This is a genomic window from Streptomyces uncialis, from assembly GCF_036250755.1.
Lineage (GTDB): Bacteria > Actinomycetota > Actinomycetes > Streptomycetales > Streptomycetaceae > Streptomyces > Streptomyces uncialis.
In genome coordinates, this window is sequence record NZ_CP109583.1 from 7,664,253 (window position 1) to 7,683,419 (window position 19,167).

Sequence of the window (19,167 nt, forward strand, 5' to 3'; positions counted from 1 at the left end):
CGCGGGCCCGTCGGTCAGCCCGCCGCTTCCTTGCGGCGCGCCCGGTACGCGGCGACATGCAGCCGGTTCCCGCAGGTCCGGCTGTCGCAGTAGCGGCGTGAACGGTTGCGGGAGAGGTCCACGAAGGCGCGGCGGCAGTCCGGCGCCTCGCAGCGCCGCAGCCGCTCCTGCTCCCCGGCCACGACGAAGAACGCGAGGGCCATACCGCAGTCGGCGGCCAAGTGGTCCGCGACGGACGCGCCGGGCGCGAAGTAGTGCATGTGCCAGTCGTAGCCGTCGTGGTCGGTCAGCCGGGGCGTGGTGCCCGCCGCCGCGACCAGCTCGTTGATCAGTTCCGCCAGTGCCGCCGGGCCGGTCCCGGCGAACGCCTCGGTGAACCGGCCGCGCACCCGGCGCACCGCCGCCAGGTCCTCGTCGGTCAGCTCCCCGACATCGCTGATCTCGTGCTTGCGGACGAACGCCCGCAGCGCGGCCAGATCGGTGAGGGAGTCGGCCTCGGCGCCCCGTACCGCGCTCCCGCCGTCTTCCTGTGGCGCGGAGTTCACCAGGGCCACCACGGTGTCGAGGGCGCACCCGGTGTCATGGGTGATCAGCACGATTCGCTCCCTGGGGGCACTCGGCTCGGGGCGGGCCGCTCGCCCGCGTGCTGGCCGATGCTACTGGCTCCCCGCACGCCGGTACGGGGCCCGTCACCCTGTGTGCCCACCGCCACCGGGGCGCGCACGCGCCGGCGCCGCCGCGCGGAAGATCCGCGGCGGCGGCGCCGGTACGTGCCGTGATGCCGTGATGCGCTTGTCGCGGCCCGCACCGTCTCCCCGAGTCGGACGGTGTCGGGCGCGCGTTCGGTGACCGGCTGTTCCGGTTGGTCGCTCCTTGCTCCCGGTCAGCTCTCGGCCAGGATGTGGGAAAGCTCCGTGTCGAGGTCGAAGTGACGATGCTCCGTGCCCGGGGGCACGGCGGCGTCCGTCCGCTTCAGGAACGATTCCAGGGCCCGCGCCGGGGCCTCGAGCAGAGCCTCACCCTCGGGGGAGCTCAGGGCGATGCACACGACGCCCTGACCGTGGCTCCGGGACGGCCAGACTCGGACGTCGCCGGTACCGGTGGGCCGGTGCAGGCCCTCGGCGAGGAGATCGCGGGCGAATACCCACTCGACCGTCTCCTCGGCTCCGGTGTGGAAGGTGGCGTGCACGGCGTAGGGATCGGCCGTGTCATACCGCAGTCCCGCGGGAACAGGCAGTGAGGACTCGCTCGACACAACGAGGCGCAGGTGCAGCTCGCAGCTGACCGTGGTGTTCATAAGCGCCAGGGCCTTTCGCTCAGTGTGCGCTCGGGGATTCGCACGTCGGCGAAATCGACATGCCACCTACGGTGTCGTTGTAAACCCCTCTGAGGGTTTTGCGTGTCTTTAGGTACCCCGTACGGCGGAGTCATTGTTCGTACCACGGGACCATTCCGGTGACCGGATTCCTTCAGGTAGGTTTGTCCGTATGAATACGGGGAGTGACGGAACGGGGAAGGTGGCCTTGGCAACCGACGACGCGGAAGACGAGCAGCCGGAGCGCCCGCTGGGCTCTCGGGCCCCCGAGTACGTCCAGCGCCGCAAGGTGCTGCATCTGAGCTGGCAGGTCGGGGTCTTCGTGGTGGGCCTCGCGGTCGTCGGCGCGGGTGCCGCGATGCTGGTCCTGCCGGGTCCCGGCTGGCTGGTCATCTTCGGCGGCATGGCGATCTGGGCGACCGAGTTCGTCTGGGCGCAGCTGGTGCTCCGCTGGACGAAACGCAAGGTCACAGAGGCGGCACAGCGTGCTCTCGACCCGAAGGTGCGCCGCCGGAACATGATCCTCACCGCGCTGGGTCTCACGATCATCGCCGTGCTCATGGGGGTCTACCTGTGGAAGTTCGGGCTGGAGCTGCCCTGGAAGGTCAAGTGGTGACGACCCGGTCCCGGCCCGCCGCGCCCGGTGCGGCGGGGTCCGGGGCGGGGCTGGTCCGGGGCACCGGCTGACGTGCGGTAATGTTCTCCGTGCGTCCGGGCGATTAGCTCAGTGGGAGAGCGCTTCGTTCACACCGAAGAGGTCACTGGTTCGAACCCAGTATCGCCCACCCCGGACCCGCGGCCCGAAGGCTTATCGCCTTCGGGCCGCGGGCATTTGTCGCGACTCTTCACCGTGCGTGTTCGTCATGGAATTGCCACCGTCGATTTCCGGCGAATTCCATCGCCCGGAACTCTGCTGGTCCGCAGGGATTCTGACCGGTTATCAGTTCACCCCGGCCGAACGGTTCATGGGGCCGACACCTCCGGTACGCCCGATCGATATGCCGGATTCACCCGTTTCGACGGACGGGATTCGGACAGCGGCTTCCAGCCGCGTCCCCCAGTCATGCCCCGGCACGTCACCCTCCGTCGCCACGGCGCGAAGCCGCCGCCCGAAGTCACGCCCCGCGCACACCGACCGCCCCGCCGTCGACGCCCGCGGGACCGCGTCCGGGAGCCGGCCGGTCTCAGCGGGGAGCCGTCGGACCTCGCCGGGAGCGGTGGGACCCGGGCCGGAAGCCGCCGGACCCCGCCCGCGCCCGGCACCTCACCCCAGCCGGCCGAGCGCGTCCTTGGCCCGCCGTACGTCCCGCAGCCGGTGCTCGTACGTCGCCCCCACCGCGAGCAGCAGCAGCCCGGCCAGCGCCGGGGCCAGCCAGCGCGGCAGCACCCCCGCCAACTGGACCAGGTGCGGGGCCAGTTCATGCAGGGCCACCAGGCCGAGGGTGACGCCGCCCAGGGCCAGCGGAGCCTGGAGCCGGTGCCGGGCGCCGAGCAGGGTCACGGCGAGCGCCGCCGTCCCGAGCAGCAGCGGACGCGGCCACCCGGGGTCGCTCCAGGCCGTCGCCAGTGACGGCAGCAGTGTCGCGGCGAGGCCCGGTCCGTACGCCCTCCAGGACGTGGTCCCCGGGCGCCGTCGCCGCAGCAGCCCGACCACCAGCGCGGGCACCGTCACCGGCAGTGTGTACGCCTCCGGGGTCCCGACCTCCCACGCGGCCAGCCGGACCCAGGCCGCCAGCAGGAACAGCGCCGCCGCCGCGTACCCCACGGACCGCCGGCCGGAGCGCAGCGCGGTGGCTCCGGCGAGCACCCCGCACAGCCCCAGGACCAGCGCGAGCGCGGGTGCGTGGGGCATCGCGACACCGACAGCGAAGAGCGCCGCCACCGCACCGGTGATCTCGACCGCCGGGGTCAGCGGATCGTCCCCGAGCCACCCGGCGAGCACGACCGCGGCCGTGGGCGCCACCAGGAGCAGCAGCGCCGTTCCCGCCGGCCCGAGCTCCAGGGAGGCGGCGACCGCGCCCAACAGCCCGGTGCCGTACGCGAACGCGGCCACCGCCGCGACCGGCGCCGCCGTCGGCGCGGGACCCGCACCGGAGCGCAGGGCCGTGCACGTAACCGCGAACAGCGCGGTGAGCAGGGCCAGGACCGTGAGGGTCGCCGCCTCGGCGGCCAGCGCCAGGAACGCGGTGCTGAGCGAGGTCAGCACCGCGAGCGCCAGCGCCGGGTGGGGGAACGGTGGCACGGCCGGGGCCGCGCCCGGACCGGGAGCGGTGACCGGGCGCCCGAACCTGGCGAGCGCGAGCAGCACGGTCGTCAGCACGAGATACGCCGCCACCGCCGCCCAGTACGGCAGCCGCAGGGTCAGCGGCAGCACCAGCGCCGCGCCCCAGGCGAGGACCAGCGCACCGAGCGACGGCCAAGGACCGTGACCGCCGCGCCGCCGCGCCAGCACGGCGTACCCGTACAGCGCGACGGCGAGCGCGCCGAGCACCAGGAGCACGACCAGCGGGTCCGGGAGCCTCGCGTCCAGCGGCGACGGCAGCGGATCGGCGCCCGCACCCGACCAGACGTCCTCCGTGTTCCGGACCGGTCCGACCAGGCCCACCGCGACCACCGGGGCCGACCACAGCGCCGTACCCGCCGACACGATGCCCGAGGCCAGCAGCAGACCGCGCCGCACCGGGCCCGGCGGCAGCGGTGACGTCCCCGGCAGCAGGACGGTCACGCCGAGCGCCAGGGCGCACAGCAGCCAGCCGGCCGCCGGCCAGTCGCCCGGCAGGGCCTTCGCCGGAACGACACCGAGCGCGGCCACCGCGAGCAGACCGCCCGTCAGGGCGCCGGTGAGCGCGATCCCGGGACGGCCCGAGGCGTGGGCCACGGCCACCGCGAGGACCGCCACCGACGCCAGCAGCACGGCCCCCGCGGCGATGTCCGGGCCCGAGGTGGCCGACCACGCCTGCCACCCGCTCGCCAGCACGGCGCCCAGACCGCTCGTCAGGGCGGCGACGGCGGCGGTGGTCCGCAGCGCGGGCGTCATCACGCGCAGGGCGAGCGCCGCGCCGGACGCGCTGGTCACCACGATCGCTCCGGCGACCACGGGGAAGTCCGCCGCCGAGGCCAGTGCCCACAGCGGCAGCGCGGGCTGCACGACCAGCACGGCGGCCGGCAGCGGCAGCCGCAGCGCACGCCACCGCAGCCCGTACCCCGCCCACAGGGCGCCGAGCGCCGCCGCCGACGCGGCCGTCCATTCCGTGCCCGGCACCCCCGGCAGCGCCACCCGGTGCAGGGCGTACGCGTCGAGCACGGTGAGCGCCAGACCGATGCCCGCGACGGTCTCCGCCGTCGAGCGCAGCCCCCTGCGCAGCAGCAGCACCGGCGCGCCGAGCGCGGCGACCGTCACCGCGCCCAGCACCGACGACCGGCCGACGATGCCCATCCGACCCCAACTGACCAGCGTGAACGCGATCGCCGCCACCGTCAGCAGCACACCGCCGAGGACCAGCAGCGTGTTCTGCACCCCGCTGGCCCGCGCCTCGGGACGCCGACCCGCTGCCCCGGCGGGCGCGGCGGCGGACGGACCCGCGGGCGCGGCGGCGGCCGCCCCGATGGCGGCCACCAGCCACGCGCGGCGCATCAGGAGCTGGGCCCGCCGGGCGTCCAGATGCCCCAGCTCACGGTCCAGGTAGCGCAACTCCTCGGCCGGGGTCGGATTGTTCGTCATAGCGGTGAGTGTGATCGTGGCCACCGGGCCCGGCATGAGTGCGCGTACTCAGGGCGTACTCAGGTTCTGGCAACGAATGTCCGGATACGCCCGACGCCGGGAACGGGCCGCCGGACACCCCGGGGCGTTCCGAGGGATGGACGGCCGGCGCCGGACAGGTACGGGGAGGGGTCCGGCCAGGCAGACTCCCCGTATGGACTGGTGCCGATACCGCTTCCTCAGCCGCTGGGACCTGCCCGCGCCCCCCGACGCCGTGTTCGCGGTACTGGAACGCGCCGAGGACTACCCCCGCTGGTGGCCGCAGGTCCGCTCGGTGACGGGCAGCGGTACGTCCGGCACGGGCGGTACCGGACGGTTCCGCTCGTTCCTGCCCTACGAACTGGTGGTCACCGCCACGGAGACCCGGCGGGACCGCGCGGCCGGTGTCCTGGAGATCGCCATGAGCGGGGATCTCGACGGCTGGGCCCGCTGGACCCTGCGGCCCGGCGGAGCGGGCACGATCGCGCGCTACGAGCAGGAGGTCGAGGTACGCAAACCCCTGATGCGCGGGCTCGCGGTGCCCGGACGGCCCCTGTTCCTCCTCAATCACGCGTGGATGATGCGCGGCGGACGGCGCGGCCTCACCGCGCTGCTGCGCTCGCCCTGACCGCACCGGTCACCGTCCCGGCCGACCGGTTTGAACGAGGAGCGCGGAGACCTGTATTGTTCAGCTCGTTCCCGGGCGATTAGCTCAGTGGGAGAGCGCTTCGTTCACACCGAAGAGGTCACTGGTTCGAACCCAGTATCGCCCACCCGGAGACAACCGGTCCGTCAGCAGACGGGCCGGTTCTTCTGTGTCCGCACGCCCCCCACGTCCATGGCACCCCGCTCAGACCGCCGCCCGCAGTCCGGTGCGCAGCGGCCACGCGGGGTCCACCGCCTCCTCGCTCCCGGTACGGGCGAACCACGCCTGGAGTCCGCGCGCCTGCGTCGCGTGCCACACCGCCTGCAAGGTGTGCAGCTCCGCGGGGGACAACCGGCCCAGCCGGGACGCGAACCGGCGCCCCACCGCCCGGACCACCTCCGTCGCCGCCAGCGCGTCCGCCGCCGCGTCATGGGCGCCCGTCAGCTCCACCCCGTACAGCGCGCACAGATCCGTCAGGGTCCGGCGGCCCTTGCGGTAACGGTCGAAGTGCTTGTCCAGGACCCGGGGGTCGAGGACCTGCAAGGGGCTCGTCTCGACATAGCGCCCCAGGCTGCTGGCCCGGTGACGGCGCAACTCCCGGTCCAGCAGCGTCAGGTCGAACGGCGCGTTCATCACCACCAGCGGGCGGCCCGCCGCGCTGTGCCCGCTCAGCTCCCGCGCTATCTCCTCCATCACCGGGGCCGGCCACCGCCCGGTCCGCCCCACCTGCTCGTCCGTCAGACCGTGCACCGCCGTCGCCTGCTCGGGGATCGGCACCCCGGGATTCACCAGCCAGCGCCGGACCCGGGGACGGCCGCCCGGCGCGTCCTGGCAGATCACGGCCGCCGACACGATCCGGTCGGACTCGACGTCCACACCCGTGGTCTCCGTGTCGAAGGCCACCAACGGACCCTCGTACCAAAGCGTCAAGGCCACCCAACCCCTCCCGCGCCTCCAGCAGTTGCCCCAGTGCCGCTGCTGCTGGCGTGATACCCGGGCCGTCCACGCGATACGCCGAACCGGACCGCGGGACACGGGCGTTCACACCCCGGCCATGAGCGCCCGGGGCGGGGAAGAGGAACGACCGGGCGACCGCGCGCGACCCCCGCCGCCGCACCCGGCACCCACGGGGCCCCGCCGGGGGAGACGGAGCCCCCGCGCCGCGCCCCACGGACGCTCCGCCCCCACCCGCCGAACACCCTCCGTACCGCGACCGTCACCCGGGACCGCCCACGCTCCGGACCGCCGTTTCGCGGTGGACGCCCCCCGCTCGGTACGATCCGGGGGAGCGCGTACCCGCATGCGGTACCGCCCCCACCTTCAGGCAGGAGAGTCCGGTGTCAGACGTCCGTGTGGTCATCCAACGCGATTCCGAGCGGGAAGAACGCGTGGTGACCACGGGCACTACGGCCGCCGACCTCTTCCCCGGGGAGCGCTCCGTCGTCGCCGCCCGGGTGGACGGCGAGCTGAAGGACCTGGCGTACGAGCTGCGCGAGGGGGAGAGCGTCGAGGCCGTCGACATCTCCTCCGAGGACGGCCTGAACATCCTGCGCCACTCCACCGCCCACGTCATGGCCCAGGCCGTGCAGGAGCTCTTCCCCGACGCCAAGCTCGGCATCGGCCCGCCGGTCAAGGACGGCTTCTACTACGACTTCGACGTCGAGAAGCCGTTCACGCCCGAGGACCTCAAGGCCGTCGAGAAGAAGATGCAGGAGATCCAGAAGCGCGGCCAGCGGTTCTCCCGCCGCGTCGTCAGCGACGACGACGCCCGCGAGGAGCTCGCGGACGAGCCGTACAAGCTGGAACTGATCGGCATCAAGGGCTCCGCCTCGCACGACGACGGCGCGGACGTCGAGGTCGGCGCCGGCGAGCTGACCATCTACGACAACCTGGACGCGAAGACCGGCGAGCTGTGCTGGAAGGACCTCTGCCGGGGTCCGCACCTGCCCACCACCCGGAACATCCCCGCGTTCAAGCTGATGCGCAACGCCGCCGCGTACTGGCGCGGCAGCGAGAAGAACCCGATGCTCCAGCGCATCTACGGCACCGCCTGGCCCTCCAAGGACCAGCTGAAGGCCCACCTCGAATTCCTCGCCGAGGCCGAGAAGCGCGACCACCGCAAGCTCGGCAACGAGCTGGACCTCTTCTCCATCCCCGACCAGATCGGCTCCGGCCTCGCCGTCTTCCACCCCAAGGGCGGCATCATCCGCCGGGTCATGGAGGACTACTCCCGGCGCCGCCACGAGGAGGAGGGGTACGAGTTCGTCTACACCCCGCACGCCACCAAGGGGAAGCTCTTCGAGACCTCCGGGCACCTCGACTGGTACGCCGACGGCATGTACCCGCCCATGCAGCTCGACGAGGGCGTGGACTACTACCTCAAGCCCATGAACTGCCCGATGCACAACCTGATCTTCGACGCGCGCGGCCGGTCCTACCGTGAACTGCCGCTGCGCCTGTTCGAGTTCGGCACCGTGTACCGGTACGAGAAGTCCGGCGTCGTGCACGGACTGACCCGGGCCCGCGGCTTCACCCAGGACGACGCGCACATCTACTGCACCAAGGAGCAGATGGCGGACGAGCTCGACTCGACGCTGACCTTCGTGCTGAACCTGCTGCGCGACTACGGACTCACCGACTTCTATCTGGAGCTCTCCACCAAGGACCCGGAGAAGTTCGTCGGCTCCGACGAGATCTGGGAGGAGGCCACGGCGACGCTGCGCGAGGTCGCCGAGAAGCAGGGCCTCCCGCTGGTCCCGGACCCGGGCGGCGCCGCCTTCTACGGGCCGAAGATCTCCGTCCAGGCCAAGGACGCCATCGGCCGCACCTGGCAGATGTCGACCGTCCAGCTCGACTTCAACCTGCCCGAGCGGTTCGACCTGGAGTACACCGGCCCCGACGGCTCCAAGCAGCGCCCGGTCATGATCCACCGTGCGCTGTTCGGGTCCATCGAGCGCTTCTTCGCGGTCCTCCTGGAGCACTACGCGGGCGCCTTCCCCGCCTGGCTCGCACCCGTCCAGGCGGTCGGCATCCCCATCGGCGACGGGCACGTGCCCTATCTGGAGGACTTCGCGAAGCAGGCCCGCAAGCAGGGGCTGCGCGTCGAGGTCGACTCCTCCTCCGACCGGATGCAGAAGAAGATCCGCAACGCGCAGAAGCAGAAGGTGCCGTTCATGGTCATCGCGGGCGACGAGGACATGGCGAACGGCGCCGTGTCCTTCCGCTACCGCGACGGCTCCCAGGAGAACGGCATCCCCGTCGGGGACGCCCTCGCGAAGATCGCCCAGGTCGTCGCGGAGCGCACCCAGATCTGACGGGCCCCGCGCCCACGGCCCCCGGGCGGCTCGTCCGCCCGGGGGTCCTATGCTGCTTGGCATGACTTCGCGTGAGCCGGAACAGCAGATCGGAGTGGGTGTCCCGGACGCTTTCCAGCGACTGTGGACGCCCCATCGGATGGCGTACATCCAAGGGGAGAACAAGCCGACCGGCCCCGGGGTCGACGACGGCTGTCCGTTCTGCGCGATTCCCGCCAAGTCGGACGAGGACGGGCTGATCATCGCCCGCGGCGAGCGGGTGTACGCCGTGCTGAACCTGTACCCGTACACCGGCGGCCACGCCATGGCCGTGCCCTACCGGCACGTCGCCGACTACACCGAGCTCGACGAGGCCGAGACGCTGGAGCTCGCGGACTTCACCAAGCGGTTGATGACCGCGTTGCGGAGCGCGTCCGGGGCCCACGGTTTCAACATCGGGATGAACCAGGGGACGGTCGCGGGGGCGGGGATCGCGGCGCATCTCCATCAGCATGTGGTCCCCCGCTGGGGTGGTGACACCAACTTCATGCCGGTCGTCGGCCACACGAAGGTGCTGCCGCAGCTGCTGGCGGACACCCGGGCGATGCTCGCGGACTCCTGGCCGAAGTAACCCCTCCGCCCCGTCCCCACAGGCCCCCGCAGTCCGCGGCCTCGCGCAGTTCACCGCACCCCCAGGTCTCTCCGTCCCCAGGTCCCCGCGAGGGTGCGGGTGGGTCCGTGGGTGCGCAGTTCCCCGCGCCCCTGAGGTCGCGCCTCTTGCGGCTCCCGTTCGGCTGCGGGTGGCCCCTGGTCGCTCGCGCAGTTCCCCGCGCCCCTGGATGCTGCCCCCTTACGGCCGCTCTTCGGGTGCGGGTCGGCCCTCGTCCTTCGCGCAGTTCCCCGCGCCCCTTCGGGGGCGCCTCAGCCTCCTGAGGTTGTTTTTCACCCTCCTCCTCGCGCAGTCGCAGGACTCACGGGAGGGGGTGGGCGGGAATCTCTGCCCGCAGACTCCGATGCTCTTCAGTCGAGTCACTGGACGTCGTACCGAGCGCGTTGGAGCGAGGACGGAGAATCCCGACCGGCACCGACCCGAAGAACAAACCGGATGCGCCCCAAAGGGGCGCGGGGAACTGCGCGAAAACGACGAGCGACAGCACAGGAACGAAGTGCGCCCAGCCGGACAGACCCAAAGGGGCGCGGGGAACTGCGCACCCACCGAGCGACGGCACAGGTACGAAGTGCGCCCAGCCGGACAGACCCAAAGGGGCGCGGGCCACCAAGGACCCGCACCGACCGCCCCGCTCACCCCCGCCGGACGGCGTCACGCATCGTAGACATCCGCCTTCCGAGGCGCCGGGTCCTGCACCGCGCCCGACAGGAACGACGACCGCGCACCGAACTTGTCGGTGTCGACCCCGTTCTCCTTGAGCACCTTCAGCGCCGCCGAGTGCACCACACGCAGCACCGGCGTCGCCGCCCGCAACGCGTCGTCCGCCATGAACCGGTGCCGCCACGGCTGCGAGGCCCACGCGTGCCGCAGCCCGAACGGCTCCGGCAGGACCAGCTTGCCGCCCAGCCAGTCCAGCAGCGGCGGGTACCAGGTGAACGGCGCCCGCGCGGCCAGCCGCACCACCTCGTCCGGCTCGATCAGCGGCAGCGACACCGTCCTGGTCTCCCAGAACCTGATCGCCTTGGCGACCGACTTCGTCTTCGGCGACGACGACGTGGTGAACAACCCGTGCACCGGACCCAGCGCGTGCCCCGTCACCTCGATCCGCAGCGTCTCGTGCAGCACCGTCACGGTGATCATCATCGTGATCACCAGCTGACCGTCCCACAACGTGAACTGGACGCCCAGATAGTGGCGGTCACCGCTGCCGAACTGCTGCTCGTTGCAGATCCGCTGTATCTCGTGCGGCTTGAGCTGGTACGCCTCGACGTCCGTACCGCTGGGGCGGGAGACCGACTTGGCGCCCTCCCCGACCGGGGTGACGATCCAGTGCCGTATCGACGGCGTTGGGAACCCGCCCGTGTGCAGCGGTCCGCGCGTCAGCATCCGCAGCTGGTCATGGATGGACCGGATCACGTCCCAGCTGCGGAACGGATTGATCTCCTTGCCCTCCTCGCGGGGGATCAGATCCTCCGCGAGCTGCCAGCTGCCCCAGCGGGTGCCCATCCCGAGGATGCCCTTGGGGCCCGCGTAGAACACGGAGTTCGACTGCTGCTCCGCGCCGAGCCGGGCCAGCCCCTGGCGCAGCGCCTCCGCGGCCGTCTCGTTGGGGGAGGTCGGCACCGACTCGGGGATCTTCGCCCCGACCCCGCCGCCCGACAGCAGCCCGTCCCAGCGCGAGCGCAGATCCACCGCGGTCTGCTCACAGATCCGCTTCGCCCACAGCCAGCCGATCACCGGCGCGACGATCGCGGCCCGCGTGTACCAGGGCCAGAAGCCGTGCAGCGGCAGCCGCCACAGCATGATCACCGCGAGCACCCCCACCGCGAACAGCAGGGTCGTACCGAGCGCGGACATCCTCTTGTTGGTGGAACCGGAACTCCACCTGCGGAGCTGGAAGACCAGCAGCCAGCCGAGCAGCCCGGGCAGGAACACCACCCCGCACAGCACCATGATCGCCGTGAGCCAGCTGTCGCGGTGCTTGCGGATACGGGTCGCCGCCAGACAGTGCTCGACGACCGCCTGCGGATCGATCCCGAACGACTGGATCAGCGGCGCCCGGCCGCCGCCCAGCATGCGCGTCTGGACGGCCCGCGAGAACGCCTCACCGAGGTTCGGCGTGAACAGGGACGCCCACTTGCGGCCCCCCGCGATCGTGGACTGGTACAGGTCGTTGTCCGCCTGCTTGATGTCCGCCAGGTCGCTGTCGCGGTACGCGGCCGACGCGAGTGCCGTGGTCGCCGCGGTCTGACCCGACGCACCCGAGAGCGGAACCTGTGCCCCCGGCCTGAAATCGAAACCCTCGTCCGCCACCGCAGAACCCCCTCGCCGCCGCGCCTTCGCTTCTGCGGCCCTTCCCGACTTGCCTGTCCCGCACACCTGTTGATCAGGTCTGCGACCGGATCGCACACTGGTACGCACCGTCGATCTGATCGGGACTCAGCGTATCCGGCGCCACCGTCATCCGTCAGCGGTCGGCGGAAGGCCGCCCGCCCGGGGGACGGCGCACGGCCCGGCGCACCCGGCCCGCGACCGGCCCCGGCCCACCGCACCCGCACCCGTACCCGCCCCGCGACCTGCCGCGGCACCGTTCCGTGCCGGGCGTACGCCGGGCGCGGACCCGCGGGGTCGCCTACGAAGGGTCCGCCGCGGTCCGTGCCCGCGGTTCCTCCGGACGTTCACTCCCGTCACGGTGCGTCCATACGTCGTACACGCGCACAGGGGCACACGGTGCCCGGGGGGAGCAACCGCCCGCGCGTGGCTACGATGGGCCAGCCGGGGGCCAGCAAGGGCCACCCGGTCCTCCGACCCTCCGGGAAGGCCATGCTGAACAAGTACGCGCGTGCATTCTTCACGCGTGTCCTCACACCGTTCGCCGCGTTTCTGATCCGCCGCGGGGTGAGCCCTGACACGGTCACCCTCCTCGGAACCGCCGGAGTGGTGGTGGGCGCGCTGGTCTTCTTCCCCCGGGGCGAGTTCTTCTGGGGCACGATCGTCATCACGCTGTTCGTCTTCTCCGACCTCGTCGACGGGAACATGGCCCGCCAGCTCGGCCGCTCCAGCCGCTGGGGTGCCTTCCTCGACTCCACCCTCGACCGGGTCGCCGACAGCGCCATCTTCGGCGGCTTCGCCCTCTGGTACGCGGGCCAGGGCGACAACAACATCCTCTGCGCGGTCTCGATCTTCTGTCTGGCCAGCGGCCAGGTGGTGTCGTACACCAAGGCACGGGGCGAGTCGATCGGGCTGCCCGTCGCCGTGAACGGCCTCGTGGAGCGCGCCGAACGCCTCGTCGTGTCCCTCGTCGCCGCCGGTCTCGCCGGGATGCACACCTTCGGCGTACCCGGTGTCGAGATCCTGCTGCCGATCGCGCTGTGGATCGTCGCCGTGGGCAGCCTCGTCACCCTCGTCCAGCGGGTCGTCACCGTCCGCAGGGAGGCCGCCGAGGCCGACGCCGAGCAGCCCCGGGTCCCCGGCGACCAGAAGCCGCAGGGCAGCGGAGCCGCCTCATGAGCACCGCCGGGCGCCTCACGGACACCCTGTACGGCGCCGGCTGGGCCACCGCCAAGAAGCTCCCCGAACCGGTCGCCGTCCGGCTCGGCCGCACCCTCGCGGACCTCGTCTGGAAACGCCGCGGCAAGGGCGTCCTGCGCCTGGAGGCGAACCTCGCGCGCGTGGTCCCGGACGCGGGACCCGAACGGCTCGCCGAACTGTCCCGCGCCGGGATGCGCTCCTATCTGCGCTACTGGATGGAGTCCTTCCGGCTGCCCGCGTGGAGCGAGCAGCGCGTCCGGTCCGGGGTCGACGTCGCCGGTCTCCACCACCTCACCGACGGACTCGCCACCGGCCGCGGCGTCGTCCTGGCGCTGCCCCACCTCGCCAACTGGGACCTCGCCGGGGCCTGGGTCACCACCGAGCTGAAGACCCCGTTCACCACCGTCGCCGAACGCCTCAAGCCCGAGACCCTGTACGACCGCTTCGTCGCCTACCGCGAGAGCCTCGGCATGGAGGTCCTCCCGCACGAAGGCGGCGCCGCCTTCGGGACCCTCGCCCGGCGGCTGCGCGCGGGCGGCCTGGTGTGCCTGGTCGCGGACCGCGACCTGTCCGCGTCCGGGGTCGAGGTCCAGTTCTTCGGCGCCACCGCCCGGATGCCCGCCGGACCCGCGCTGCTCGCCCAGCAGACCGGCGCGCTGCTGCTCCCCGTCACCCTCTGGTACGACTCCTCGCCCGTGATGCGGGGCCGGGTCCACCCGCCCGTCGAGGTGCCCGGCTCAGGTGACCGGGCCGCGAGGACGTCCGTCATGACACAAGCACTCGCGGACGCCTTCGCGTCGGGGATCGCCGAGCACCCGGAGGACTGGCACATGCTGCAACGGCTGTGGCTCGACGACCTCGACCCCGCGCACCCGCGAAGCGGGGCCACCGCATGAGGATCGGCATCGTCTGCCCGTACTCCTGGGACGTGCCGGGCGGCGTCCAGTTCCATATCCGTGACCTCGCCGAGCATCTGATCCGGCTCGGCCACGAGGTCTCCGTCCTCGCCCCCTCCGACGACGACACCCCCCTGCCCCCGTACGTCGTCTCCGCCGGCCGCGCGGTCCCCGTCCCGTACAACGGCTCGGTCGCCCGGCTGAACTTCGGGTTCCTCTCCGCCGCGCGGGTCCGCCGCTGGCTGCACGACGGCACCTTCGACGTGATCCACATCCATGAGCCCGCCGCGCCCTCGCTCGCCCTGCTGACCTGCTGGGCCGCCCAGGGGCCGATCGTCGCCACCTTCCACACGTCCAACCCGCGGTCCCGCGCGATGATCGCCGCGTACTCGATCCTCCAGGCCGCGCTGGAGAAGATCAGCGCCCGGATCGCGGTCAGCGAGTACGCCCGCCGCACCCTGGTCGAGCACCTCGGCGGCGACGCCGTCGTCATCCCCAACGGCGTCGATGTCGACTTCTTCGCGCACGCCGAGCCCCGCCCCGAGTGGCAGGGCGGCACCATCGGCTTCATCGGACGCATCGACGAGCCCCGCAAGGGCCTGCCCGTCCTGATGAAGGCCCTGCCCCGCATCCTCGCCGAACGCCCCGGCACCCGGCTCCTGGTCGCCGGCCGGGGCGACGCCGAGGAGGCCCTCGCACCGCTCCCCGCGGAGCTGCGGTCCCGGGTCGAGTTCCTCGGCATGATCAGCGACGAGGACAAGGCACGGCTGCTGCGCAGCGTCGATCTGTACGTGGCGCCCAACACCGGCGGCGAGAGCTTCGGGATCATCCTGGTCGAGGCCATGTCGGCGGGCGCGCCGGTGCTCGCCGCCGACCTCGACGCGTTCGCGCAGGTGCTGGACCAGGGTGCGGCGGGGGAACTGTTCGCGAACGAGGACGCGGGGGCGCTGGCGGGTGCGGCGGTGCGGTTGCTCGGGGACGAGGAGCGGCGGGCCGAGCTGAGCCGGCACGGCAGCAAGCATGTCCGTCGGTTCGACTGGTCCACGGTCGGGGCGGACATCCTGTCCGTCTACGAGACGGTGACCGCGGGGGCGGCGGCCGTCGCGACGGATGAGCGGGCCAGCGGGCTGCGGGCCCGGTTCGGCATCGGAACATAATCCCTTCCCGGGGGGTGCGGGTACTCGCCGGTGGACGCCCCTGGGTCTCTTGTGCAGGGCGTACTTGTCCCTGTGCCGTCGTTCGTGGGGTGCGCAGTTCCCCGCGCCCCTTTGGGGCGCGTCCGGTCGGTTCTTCGGGTCGGTGCCGGTCGGGATTCTCCGTCCTCGATCCGACACGCTCGGTACGACGCCCCCTTACCCGACTGAAGAGCATCGGAGTCTGCGGGCAGAGATTCCCGCCCACCCCCTCCCGCAGCAGCGCGACTGCGGGAGGAAGGGGGTGCCCCTTCAGGGGCGCGGGGAACTGCGCAAAAACGAGGGCAGACCCGCACCCGAAGAGCGACCGTAATGGGGCAGCATCCAGGGGCGCGGGGAACTGCGCAAAAGACGAGGGCCGACCCGCACCCGGAGAACAACCGATCGGGGCAGCATCCAGGGGCGCGGGGAACTGCGCACCCACGGACGACCCGCACTGGGACGAGTACGCCCAGCACAGGGAACCCCGGAGGCGCGAGCGAAGGCGACCCGCTCGGGTACGGGCGGGGGAACGGGTGGCGGACCGGCGGTTAGCCTTGCGGGGTGACCTCGACACTGATCTGGATCGCCACCGCACTCGTGGCGATCGCCCTCTACCTCAGCTGGACGGCGGGCCGCCTGGACCGCCTGCACACCCGTATCGAAGCCGCCCGGGCCGCCCTGGACGCCCAGCTCCTGCGCCGCGCCTCCGTCACCCAGGAGCTGGCCACCTCCGGGGTCCTCGACCCGGCCGCGTCGATCGTGCTGTACGAGGCCGCGCACGCCGCCCGCCAGGCGGAGGAGGACCAGCGCGAGGTCGCGGAGAGCGAACTGAGCCAGGCCCTGCGGGCCGTGTTCGGCGAGACCCAGCAGGTGGAGGCGGTCCGCGAGGTCCCGGGCGGCGAGGAGGCGGCCGGGGAACTGGCGCAGGCCGTCCGCCGGGTCCCCATGGCGCGCCGTTTCCACAACGACGCCGTCCGCGCGGCCCGCGCCCTGCGCCGGCACCGCAAGGTCCGCTGGTTCCGGCTGGCCGGCCACGCCCCGTTCCCGCTGGCCTTCGAGATGGACGACGAACCCCCGGTCGCCCTCGCCGACCGCCCCAACCGCTAGGTCCTGCCGGCGCCGACCGGCAGGGCACGCGTGGCCACTCCGGGTACCCCTCGCACGGTCCACCGGGGCGCCGTTCGGGGGCCACCGGACCCCGCCGCGGGCGAAAACGATCCACGGGCTGTTCATTGGCCCTTGTCGGCCGCCGGACCGGAAGGGTTTCCTCGGTGGAGCACACACCTTCTTCACCGAGTGAGGTCACCCCGTGTCCAGCACCCCTGTCAGCACCGACCAGACCGTCCCCGCCACGGGCACCGCGCGCGTCAAGCGCGGTATGGCGGAGCAGCTCAAGGGCGGCGTGATCATGGACGTCGTCACCCCCGAACAGGCGAAGATCGCCGAGGACGCGGGCGCGGTCGCCGTCATGGCCCTGGAGCGGGTCCCCGCCGACATCCGCAAGGACGGCGGGGTGGCCCGGATGTCCGACCCGGACATGATCGAGGGCATCATCGCGGCCGTCTCCATCCCCGTGATGGCGAAGTCCCGGATCGGCCACTTCGTGGAGGCCCAGGTGCTCCAGGCCCTCGGCGTCGACTACATCGACGAGTCCGAGGTGCTGACCCCCGCCGACGAGGTCAACCACTCCGACAAGTTCGCCTTCACCACCCCGTTCGTCTGCGGTGCGACCAACCTGGGCGAGGCGCTGCGCCGGATCGCCGAGGGCGCCGCCATGATCCGCTCCAAGGGCGAGGCCGGCACCGGCAACGTCGTCGAGGCGGTCCGGCATCTGCGGCAGATCAAGAACGAGATCGCCCGGCTGCGCGGCTACGACAACAACGAGCTGTACGCCGCCGCCAAGGATCTGCGCGCCCCCTACGAGCTGGTCAAGGAGGTCGCCGAGCTCGGCAAGCTGCCCGTGGTGCTGTTCTCCGCCGGTGGGGTCGCGACCCCCGCCGACGCCGCGCTGATGCGTCAGCTCGGGGCCGAGGGCGTCTTCGTCGGTTCCGGCATCTTCAAGTCCGGCGACCCGGCCAAGCGCGCCGCGGCGATCGTCCGCGCGACCACCTTCTTCGACGACCCGAAGGTCATCGCGGACGCCTCCCGTGATCTGGGCGAGGCCATGGTCGGCATCAACTGCGACACGCTGCCCGAGTCCGAGCGGTACGCCAACCGCGGCTGGTGAGCGTCCCCGTACCGTCCCCACCGAGCAGCGAGGCACAGGTCAGCAGGACATGACGAGCCCGTCCACGACGATCACGACGGCCCCGGGAGCGGTACCCGGGGCCGGGGCGCCGGTCATCGGCGTCCTCGCCCTCCAGGGCGACGTACGGGAGCATCTGACCGCCCTGGCCGCGGCGGGGGTGACGGCGAGGACGGTCCGCCGTCCGGAGGAACTGGCCGCGGTCGACGCCCTGGTCGTCCCGGGCGGCGAGTCCACCACCATCTCCAAACTCGCGGTCCTCTTCGGCATGATGGAACCGCTGCGCGCGCGGGTGCGCGACGGGATGCCCGTGTACGGCACCTGCGCGGGCATGATCATGCTGGCAGGCAGGATCCTCGACCCGCGTTCGGGCCAGGAGACCTTCGGCGGTATCGACATGACCGTGCGCCGTAACGCCTTCGGGCGGCAGAACGAGTCGTTCGAGGCCGCGGTCGCCGTCAAGGGCGTGCCCGGGGAGCCCGTGGAGGGTGTCTTCATCCGCGCTCCCTGGGTGGAGTCCGTCGGGGCGGGCGCCGAGGTGCTGGCCGAGCACGGCGGGCACATCGTCGCCGTGCGCCAGGGCAACGTCCTGGCCACGTCGTTCCATCCGGAGCTGACGGGCGATCACCGGGTGCACGCCCTCTTCGTCGCGATGGCGACGGCCGCCGTCACCCGCTGACGGCCGCACCGGGGCACCCGACGCGGTGCGCCCGGTGCGCGAGATACGGGCGGCGCGATCCTTGTAGGATCGCTGGCGTTCGTACGGAGATGGGTTACGCGAAGGAGACAGGCAGATGTCCGGCCACTCTAAATGGGCCACGACGAAGCACAAGAAGGCCGTGATCGACGCCAAACGCGGCAAGCTCTTCGCGAAGCTGATCAAGAACGTCGAGGTCGCCGCCCGGATGGGCGGTGTCGACCTCGAAGGCAACCCGACGCTGTACGACGCCGTGCAGAAGGCCAAGAAGCAGTCGGTGCCCAACAAGAACATCGACTCCGCGATCAAGCGCGGTGGTGGCCTTGAGGCCGGTGGCGCCGACTACGAGACGATCATGTACGAGGGCTACGGCCCCAACGGTGTCGCGGTCCTCATCGAGTGCCTCACCGACAACCGCAACCGCGCCGCCTCGGACGTGCGCGTGGCGATGACCCGCAACGGCGGCTCCATGGCCGACCCGGGCTCGGTGTCGTACCTGTTCCACCGCAAGGGCGTCGTCCTGGTGCCCAAGGGCGAGCTCAGCGAGGACGATGTGCTCGGAGCCGTCCTCGACGCGGGCGCCGAGGAGGTCAACGACCTCGGTGAGTCCTTCGAGGTGCTCAGCGAGGCGTCCGACATGGTCGCGGTGCGCACCGCCCTCCAGGACGCGGGCATCGACTACGACTCCGCCGAGGCCAACTTCGTCCCGACCATGCAGGTCGAGCTGGACGAGGAGGGCGCGCGGAAGATCTTCAAGCTGATCGACGCCCTGGAGGACAGCGACGACGTGCAGAACGTCTTCGCCAACTTCGACGTCCCCGACGACGTGATGGAGAAGGTCGACGCCTGACGCGCCGGACCCACCCGCGGGACGGGCCGCCGGGGAGCCCTCCCCGCCGGCCCGTCCGTGCGTCGGCCCCGATTGTCGGTGGGAGCCGATAGCCTGCGTGAACAGGTGAG

Annotated in this window: 16 protein-coding genes and 2 tRNA genes; 13 read left to right on the top strand and 5 right to left on the bottom strand. The window is 72.0% G+C overall.

Annotation, left to right across the window (positions count from 1 at the left end):
* Positions 1–14 precede the first annotated feature (14 nt).
* Together OG711_RS32070 and OG711_RS32075 are read right to left on the bottom strand one after the other, a co-directional pair.
* Positions 15–596 carry a CGNR zinc finger domain-containing protein gene (locus tag OG711_RS32070; protein WP_266513316.1) on the bottom strand — a complete coding sequence of 194 codons (582 nt, stop codon included), beginning with the start codon at positions 594–596 and terminating at the stop codon, positions 15–17.
* A gap of 287 nt (positions 597–883) precedes the next feature.
* Positions 884–1,297 carry an SsgA family sporulation/cell division regulator gene (locus OG711_RS32075; RefSeq protein WP_003959770.1) on the bottom strand — a complete coding sequence of 138 codons (414 nt, stop codon included), beginning with the start codon at positions 1,295–1,297 and terminating at the stop codon, positions 884–886.
* Positions 1,298–1,487: 190 nt separating this feature from the next.
* Here OG711_RS32075 and OG711_RS32080 point away from each other — a divergent pair, with 190 nt between their 5' ends.
* Entirely contained in the window at positions 1,488–1,931 is a 444-nt protein-coding gene (locus OG711_RS32080) for a TIGR02611 family protein (protein WP_073792105.1), read from the top strand.
* A 97-nt stretch (positions 1,932–2,028) separates the two neighbouring features.
* Positions 2,029–2,100, top strand: a tRNA-Val gene (locus tag OG711_RS32085).
* 479 nt (positions 2,101–2,579) lie between these two features.
* On the opposite strand, the gene OG711_RS32090 is transcribed toward OG711_RS32085, so the two are convergent.
* Positions 2,580–5,036 (bottom strand): SCO7613 C-terminal domain-containing membrane protein, encoded by a 2,457-nt coding sequence (locus OG711_RS32090; RefSeq protein ID WP_329562024.1) that lies wholly within the window; start codon positions 5,034–5,036, stop codon positions 2,580–2,582.
* Between the two features lie 193 nt (positions 5,037–5,229).
* Between OG711_RS32090 and OG711_RS32095 the strand changes: the two genes are divergently transcribed.
* Complete coding sequence (locus OG711_RS32095; protein WP_266513309.1) at positions 5,230–5,682, top strand: SRPBCC family protein; 453 nt, start codon at positions 5,230–5,232, stop codon at positions 5,680–5,682.
* A 73-nt stretch (positions 5,683–5,755) separates the two neighbouring features.
* Positions 5,756–5,827 (top strand) — tRNA-Val (locus OG711_RS32100).
* Positions 5,828–5,904: 77 nt separating this feature from the next.
* On the opposite strand, the gene OG711_RS32105 is transcribed toward OG711_RS32100, so the two are convergent.
* Positions 5,905–6,630, bottom strand: a complete 726-nt coding sequence (locus tag OG711_RS32105; protein WP_073792381.1) for a 3'-5' exonuclease — start codon at positions 6,628–6,630, stop codon at positions 5,905–5,907.
* Positions 6,631–7,037: 407 nt separating this feature from the next.
* On the opposite strand from OG711_RS32105, the gene thrS reads away from it, so the two are divergent.
* Together thrS and OG711_RS32115 are read left to right on the top strand one after the other, a co-directional pair.
* The gene (thrS, locus tag OG711_RS32110) at positions 7,038–9,014 is read left to right on the top strand and encodes a threonine--tRNA ligase (protein ID WP_266513306.1); all 1,977 of its coding nucleotides are present in this window, start codon (positions 7,038–7,040) and stop codon (positions 9,012–9,014) included.
* Between the two features lie 49 nt (positions 9,015–9,063).
* Entirely contained in the window at positions 9,064–9,624 is a 561-nt protein-coding gene (locus tag OG711_RS32115; RefSeq protein WP_073792097.1) for an HIT family protein, read from the top strand.
* Between the two features lie 690 nt (positions 9,625–10,314).
* Here OG711_RS32115 and OG711_RS32120 read toward each other — a convergent pair.
* The gene (locus OG711_RS32120; protein ID WP_329562028.1) at positions 10,315–11,976 is read right to left on the bottom strand and encodes a hypothetical protein; all 1,662 of its coding nucleotides are present in this window, start codon (positions 11,974–11,976) and stop codon (positions 10,315–10,317) included.
* A 453-nt stretch (positions 11,977–12,429) separates the two neighbouring features.
* Here OG711_RS32120 and pgsA point away from each other — a divergent pair, with 453 nt between their 5' ends.
* The 7 genes from pgsA (at position 12,430) to OG711_RS32155 (ending at position 19,057) form a co-directional block, all read left to right on the top strand.
* Positions 12,430–13,173, top strand: coding sequence for a phosphatidylinositol phosphate synthase (gene pgsA, locus OG711_RS32125; protein WP_073792092.1), 744 nt, complete (start codon positions 12,430–12,432; stop codon positions 13,171–13,173).
* Complete coding sequence (locus OG711_RS32130) at positions 13,170–14,090, top strand: phosphatidylinositol mannoside acyltransferase (RefSeq protein WP_266513300.1); 921 nt, start codon at positions 13,170–13,172, stop codon at positions 14,088–14,090. The genes pgsA and OG711_RS32130 overlap by 4 nt, the downstream gene beginning before the upstream one ends.
* Positions 14,087–15,247, top strand: a complete 1,161-nt coding sequence (locus OG711_RS32135) for a glycosyltransferase family 4 protein (RefSeq protein WP_073792086.1) — start codon at positions 14,087–14,089, stop codon at positions 15,245–15,247. Before OG711_RS32130 ends, OG711_RS32135 begins: the two co-directional genes overlap by 4 nt.
* A 579-nt stretch (positions 15,248–15,826) precedes the next feature.
* Positions 15,827–16,372, top strand: coding sequence for a hypothetical protein (locus OG711_RS32140; protein WP_099283805.1), 546 nt, complete (start codon positions 15,827–15,829; stop codon positions 16,370–16,372).
* A gap of 202 nt (positions 16,373–16,574) precedes the next feature.
* A complete protein-coding gene (pdxS, locus tag OG711_RS32145; RefSeq protein ID WP_329562031.1) occupies positions 16,575–17,492 on the top strand; it encodes a pyridoxal 5'-phosphate synthase lyase subunit PdxS in 918 nt (305 codons plus the stop codon).
* Between the two features lie 49 nt (positions 17,493–17,541).
* The gene (pdxT, locus tag OG711_RS32150) at positions 17,542–18,189 is read left to right on the top strand and encodes a pyridoxal 5'-phosphate synthase glutaminase subunit PdxT (RefSeq protein ID WP_329562033.1); all 648 of its coding nucleotides are present in this window, start codon (positions 17,542–17,544) and stop codon (positions 18,187–18,189) included.
* 115 nt (positions 18,190–18,304) lie between these two features.
* Complete coding sequence (locus tag OG711_RS32155) at positions 18,305–19,057, top strand: YebC/PmpR family DNA-binding transcriptional regulator (RefSeq protein WP_073792075.1); 753 nt, start codon at positions 18,305–18,307, stop codon at positions 19,055–19,057.
* The last annotated feature ends 110 nt before the right edge of the window (positions 19,058–19,167 follow it).